Raw genomic sequence first — 5,649 nt, forward strand, 5'->3', positions numbered from 1 at the left:
CTCGTAAGAGCTCATATACGATGCTTTGACCATCCGAAATGGAAAATCTTGCATCACCCCAAATTAACCTGCCGACTCGGGATTGACTCTCGATGAAGCAGAAATGTCTAACTTGAATGCTACTTTTTGTAGCGGAATCATCAATTAATTAATATTGTTGAACTAAGTTAAAATTATTATTGCCTATGACACCTAAAGATTCCAATCGGTATTCGCTGATTGTTGATTCGCCCGAAATGAAGAAATATCTGGCAAAACAGAGAAGATGGAGAAACATTTGGCTGGTTTTTGTAGTGGTGGCACCGATTGTGGGTTTCTGCGCTTATGCCATGTCTTCCAGCAAAATTGAGATGAGTGAAGCTTTAACGTATGGTCCTTGCATTTCGCTCATTATGTTCATTTTCGGAATAGCGCCTACGGTTAAGCAGAAAATGCAGAGCAGTTACATCGGTACTGTTATCGAGAAGAGAGAAAAAACAAAGGTACACTACGACGACGATAACCACAAGAAGGTTGTGACCACTTACTATATTGTGACTCGTGACACACGCGGAAAGAAGCACACCCACAAAAGCACAGGTTACGGTGGGGTTTATTCTTTTCTCAAGGTTGGTGATGAAGTGCGCTACTTGCCCCAGTTCCCCAATCCCTTTGAGAAAAAGTTGGTCCCTGGCGATGCCCACGCGTGTTGCTCGTTTTGCCAGCACGTGGTGACCTTAGACAAAGACACCTGCACTTACTGCAAGGCTCCCATCCTGAAATAACGGAGGATTTTTACTTGTATTTGCACGTCAAACCCAAAACAATCGCAAAGCAATGAAATGTGATTACAGAACCTCTATACTTTTTGTCCTTTTTCTATCCACTTTATTTTGTTTTGCCAGTGAACCAATAAGACAAAAACACTGGCAGGCAAAACTCGATGTAGCATCTTATAACAGTATAGATTGGGAAATCGAGTGTGGCATCAATTATTTCCCTATCGAATATGCAGGAATCGGTGTAAGTTTTAGTGGTTTAGGAGATTTTGGCAATACCGCTAAATCATTTATTCATGACGGCATGGTGTGGGAAACAGAAGACTTGCATGATGCAATTTTGTTTAAATGCGGCGCGCAACTGCAAAGTCCCGTGATATGGCAGAAAAATGACGGTTCGGTTCGTTTGAGGATCAAGGAAGACTGTGGCGTCACACTACCCATTCCCACAAATAAAAATGTAAAGTACACTGCTGTTCCCAACATGTCTGGGATTTATGTTGACCCCAACGTGATGTATTCTAAAAATAATGGTGCAACAGCATGTTTCTTCCACTCAAGGACCTCTCTGGTCGTAGAACTCGGTGATTGGTCAATTTGGGCAGGATATACCTGGAGCAATCTTGACGTTTACAGTTCGGTGCGAAATGTAAAAATTGATAATGTACCCCTGGAATTGCCATCAAAGAGACAGATGCATGGCGTCAATATAGGCGCCGGCTATAAATTTTAGATAACAGGGACGGTTCTTTTTATCTAGTTTTTCTATATTCATGCAGTTGTTCGACAGGGAAAATCACTAGGGTTGAAACTCTCGGTGCGCTCTGTGACTTCGTGGGAGATGAAAAAGTTTTCGTTTTCGTTTTCGTTTTCGTTAATTAATTCGTACCTTTGCAAAAGAAATTTTCAACTCCTAACGAAGGTTTATGATAACATTCTTCAAAAAAGGCGCTAAAACCGTTTATGCGGTCGAAAGCGACCACACTCTTTCTCCCTCTGAGACAAGTAAGATGGAGTGGCTCTTGCAGGGCACTCTGGTAGAAACTTCGGCTCTGGCTGGCACGTTTGTTGGCCCCCGCCGTGAAATGATTACTCCGTGGAGTACGAATGCCGTTGAGATTACTCAGAACATGAGTATCAGCGGCATTTCTCGTATAGAGGAGTTTGCCGTTGCCCGCGGCAAGGAGCCCGAGCACGACCGCATGCTGCAGCGTGTGTACCACACGCTCGACGAGGATGTGTTCACAATTACACACGAGCCCGACCCTATCGTTTACATCGAGAACATCGAGGAGTATAACGTGCAGGAAGGCCTTGCGCTCAACCCCGAGGAGATGGACTACCTCAAGGGTCTTGCCGAGAAACTGGGCCGTCCCCTCACCGACAGCGAGGTGTTCGGTTTCTCACAGGTAAACAGCGAGCACTGCCGCCACAAGATTTTCAACGGCACGTTCATCATCGACGGCGAAGAGAAGCCCATGTCGCTGTTCAAGCTCATCAAGAAGACATCACAGGAAAACCCCAACGGCCTCATCTCGGCCTATAAAGATAATGTGGCATTTGTGGAGGGTCCTGCCATTGAGCAGTTTGCCCCCGCAACTGCCGACGGCCCCGACTACTTTGAGGTCAAGGACATCGAGAGCGTGATTTCGCTCAAGGCCGAGACCCACAACTTCCCCACCACCGTTGAGCCCTTCAACGGCGCTGCGACCGGTAGCGGCGGCGAGATACGCGACCGGCTGGGCGGCGGACGTGCCAGCCTTCCCCTGGCAGGTACTGCGGTCTATATGACATCATATCCCCGCACCGAGGCCGAGCGCAAGTGGGAACAGTGCACCATGCCTCCCCGCCCCTGGCTGTACCAGACCCCCGAGGAGATTCTCATCAAGGCCAGCAACGGCGCCAGCGACTTCGGCAACAAGTATGGCCAGCCTCTCATCTGCGGTTCGTTGCTCACCTTTGAGAACAACGAGGGCAAGGTGCCCTATGCCTACGACAAAGTGATCATGCTAGCCGGCGGCGTGGGATTTGCCCGCAAGCGCGATGCCCTCAAGGGTCATCCCGTGGCTGGCGAGAAGGTGGTGCTCATGGGTGGCGACAACTACCGCATCGGTATGGGCGGCGGCGCAGTGTCGAGCGTCAATACCGGCCAGTATGACAACTCTATCGAGCTCAACGCCGTGCAGCGTGCCAACCCCGAGATGCAGAAGCGTGTCTCTAACGTGATACGCGCCCTTGCCGAAGCCGAGGAGAACCCCATCGTGTCGATCCACGACCACGGTGCAGGCGGCCACCTCAATGCATTGAGCGAGCTCGTGGAGGAAACGGGCGGTAGAATTGACATGAGCCAGCTTCCCGTGGGCGACCCCACGCTGTCGTCAAAGGAAATCATCGGCAACGAGTCGCAGGAGCGCATGGGTATGGTGGTTGAGCCCAAGGACATCGACCACATTGCACGCATCGCCGAGCGTGAGCGCGCCCCGATGTATGTCGTGGGCGAGACCACAGGCGACGACCGCTTCGTCTTTGAGCAGAAGGATGGCGTCAAGCCCATCGACCTGGGCATGAAGGACATGTTCGGCAGTTCGCCCAAGACGGTGATGACCGACGTGACCGTGCCACGCAAGCACAAGGCGGTGAAGACCGACAAACGACTCATCGACCAGTACCTGGAAGACGTGCTTCAGCTCGAGGCTGTGGCATGCAAGGACTGGCTCACCAATAAGGTTGACCGCTCGGTGACCGGCCGCATCGCGCGTCAGCAGTGCCAGGGCGAGATTCAGCTGCCCTTGAGCGACTGCGGCGTGGTGGCACTCGACTACACCGGCACAGCTGGTATCGCGACCTCGATAGGCCATGCGCCCCAGGCAGCCCTCATCGACCCCGCAGCGGGCTCGGTGCTCTCAATCGTAGAGTCGCTCACCAACATCGTGGGCGCCAACCTCAAGGACGGTCTCAAGAGCGTATCGTTGAGCGCCAACTGGATGTGGCCCTGCCGCAACGAGGGCGAGGATGCTCGCCTATATAGCGCAGTGAAGGCTTGCAGCGACATGGCTTGCGCACTGGGCATCAACATCCCCACCGGCAAGGACAGCTTGTCGATGACACAGAAATATGGCAAGAAGAAAGTAGTTGCTCCCGGCACAGTAATCATCAGCGCAGCCGGCGAAGTGAGCGACGTGAAAAAGACAGTTTCGCCCGTGCTCCAGAACGTGAAGAGCGGCCTCTACTACGTGGACTTCAGCGGCAGCGACCTGCAGCTGGGCGGCTCGGCACTGGCACAAGCACTGGGCCAGACTGGCGACCAAGCTCCGCAAGTGGCAAGCGCGGCACTCGTGGCATCGGCATTCAATGCCGTGCAACGCCTTGTTGTTGAGCGTCTGCTGCTGGCAGCACATGACATCTCGGCAGGTGGTCTCATCACAGCCCTGCTCGAGATGACGTTTGCCAACGTGAACGGCGGCCTCGAACTCAACCTCGACGCACTGGGCACCGACCTCGTGAAGGTACTCTTTGCCGAGAATCCCGCTCTCGTGATCCAGGTTGCAAGCAACAAGGCAAAGGCCGTTGAACGCATCCTTGCCGAGGCTGGCGTGAAGTTTATCTACATGGGCCAACCTCACAACGAACGCACCGTCACCGTGGAACACAACGGTGAGCAATATATGTTCTTCATCGACCACCTGCGCGACGTGTGGTACAAGTCGTCTTATCTGCTCGACCGCGCACAGAGCGGTGGCCGCTGGGCACAGGACCGCTTCGAGAACTACAAGAAGCAACCTCTGCGCCTGCGTCTGCCCAAGGGCTTCACCGGCCGTGCAGCCGACCTGGGCATCACTGGCAGCCGACACGAGCGCACAGGCATCAAGGCTGCTATCATACGCGAGAAAGGCGTGAACGGCGACCGTGAGATGGCTTACTCACTCTACTATGCAGGCTTCGACGTGAAGGACGTGCACATGACCGACCTAATGAGCGGCCGTGAGACACTTGACGACGTGAACATGATAGTGTTCTGCGGCGGATTCTCTAACAGCGATGTGCTGGGCAGCGCCAAGGGCTGGGCAAGCGGTTTCGTGTGGAACGAGAATGCCAAGAAGGCACTGGAGCGTTTCTATGCCCGTGAGGACACGTTGAGCCTGGGTATATGCAACGGTTGCCAGGTGATGATTGAACTCAATCTGCTCAACCCCGAGTACAGCAGCAAGCCCCACATGGACCACAACAACTCGCACAAGTTTGAGAGTGCATTCGTGAACCTGACAATTCCCGAGAACAACTCTGTGATGTTCAAGTCGCTGAGCGGTAGCCGCCTGGGCATCTGGGTGGCTCACGGCGAGGGTAAGTTCAACCTGCCCGAGGGTGCCGACAAGTATAACATCGTGGCACAATACAGCTACAAGAGCTATCCCGGCAATCCCAACGGTTCGCCTCGTGGCATCGCCGGCATCGCAAGCGCCGACGGCCGTCACCTGGCAATGATGCCCCACCTAGAGCGCGCCATCTTCCCATGGCAGTGCGCATGGTATCCCCAGAGCCACAAGCAAGACGAAGTAACCCCCTGGATCGAAGCCTTCGTCAACGCCCGCAACTGGATTACCACTCGTAAAGGTTTAAAAGTTTAAAGGTTTAAGAGTTTAAGAGTTTAAGAGTTTAAGAGCTTAGGAACTTAACCGAGTAACCAAAATAATAGGGAGTCGATAGCGGCTCCCTATTATAGTTTCTAAAATATTGTTGTCCGGTAAAAAAAAGAAAATACTTTTATTATGATTTTTATGTTTAGAAAATAGCTTGCTCTGCAAGCAAAATGGAATTACCTCATAGCTAGTGTATTATCATTTTGAGGACAGAGTCCTCCATTTTAAGGGAGGTTCGCTGGTCGCGGCACGGG

General features: G+C 52.5%; 3 protein-coding genes. All 3 read left to right on the forward strand.

Annotated features, from left to right (window positions below; genetic code table 11):
• The first annotated feature begins 350 nt into the window (after window positions 1-350).
• The 3 genes from ACKI3C_RS07130 to purL all read left to right on the forward strand — a co-directional run bounded on the left by ACKI3C_RS07130 (window position 351) and on the right by purL (window position 5,383).
• A complete protein-coding gene (locus ACKI3C_RS07130) occupies window positions 351-764 on the forward strand; it encodes a hypothetical protein (RefSeq protein WP_407403492.1) in 414 nt (137 codons plus the stop codon).
• A 52-nt stretch (window positions 765-816) separates the two neighbouring features.
• Window positions 817-1,491, forward strand: coding sequence for a hypothetical protein (locus ACKI3C_RS07135; protein ID WP_407403494.1), 675 nt, complete (start codon window positions 817-819; stop codon window positions 1,489-1,491).
• A 193-nt stretch (window positions 1,492-1,684) separates the two neighbouring features.
• Complete coding sequence (purL, locus tag ACKI3C_RS07140) at window positions 1,685-5,383, forward strand: phosphoribosylformylglycinamidine synthase (RefSeq protein WP_407403496.1); 3,699 nt, start codon at window positions 1,685-1,687, stop codon at window positions 5,381-5,383.
• Window positions 5,384-5,649: the final 266 nt, after the last annotated feature.

This window comes from Sodaliphilus sp. (assembly GCF_045598405.1).
Taxonomy (GTDB): Bacteria; Bacteroidota; Bacteroidia; order Bacteroidales; family Muribaculaceae; genus Sodaliphilus; species Sodaliphilus limicaballi.

What these genes read in the sequence shown, in the direction of transcription:
- ACKI3C_RS07130 (WP_407403492.1), top strand. Translation starts at nt 351, where the DNA reads ATGAGTGAAGCTTTAACGTATGGTCCTTGCATTTCGCTCATTATGTTC.
- ACKI3C_RS07135 (WP_407403494.1), top strand. Translation starts at nt 817, where the DNA reads ATGAAATGTGATTACAGAACCTCTATACTTTTTGTCCTTTTTCTATCC.
- purL (WP_407403496.1), top strand. Translation starts at nt 1,685, where the DNA reads ATGATAACATTCTTCAAAAAAGGCGCTAAAACCGTTTATGCGGTCGAA.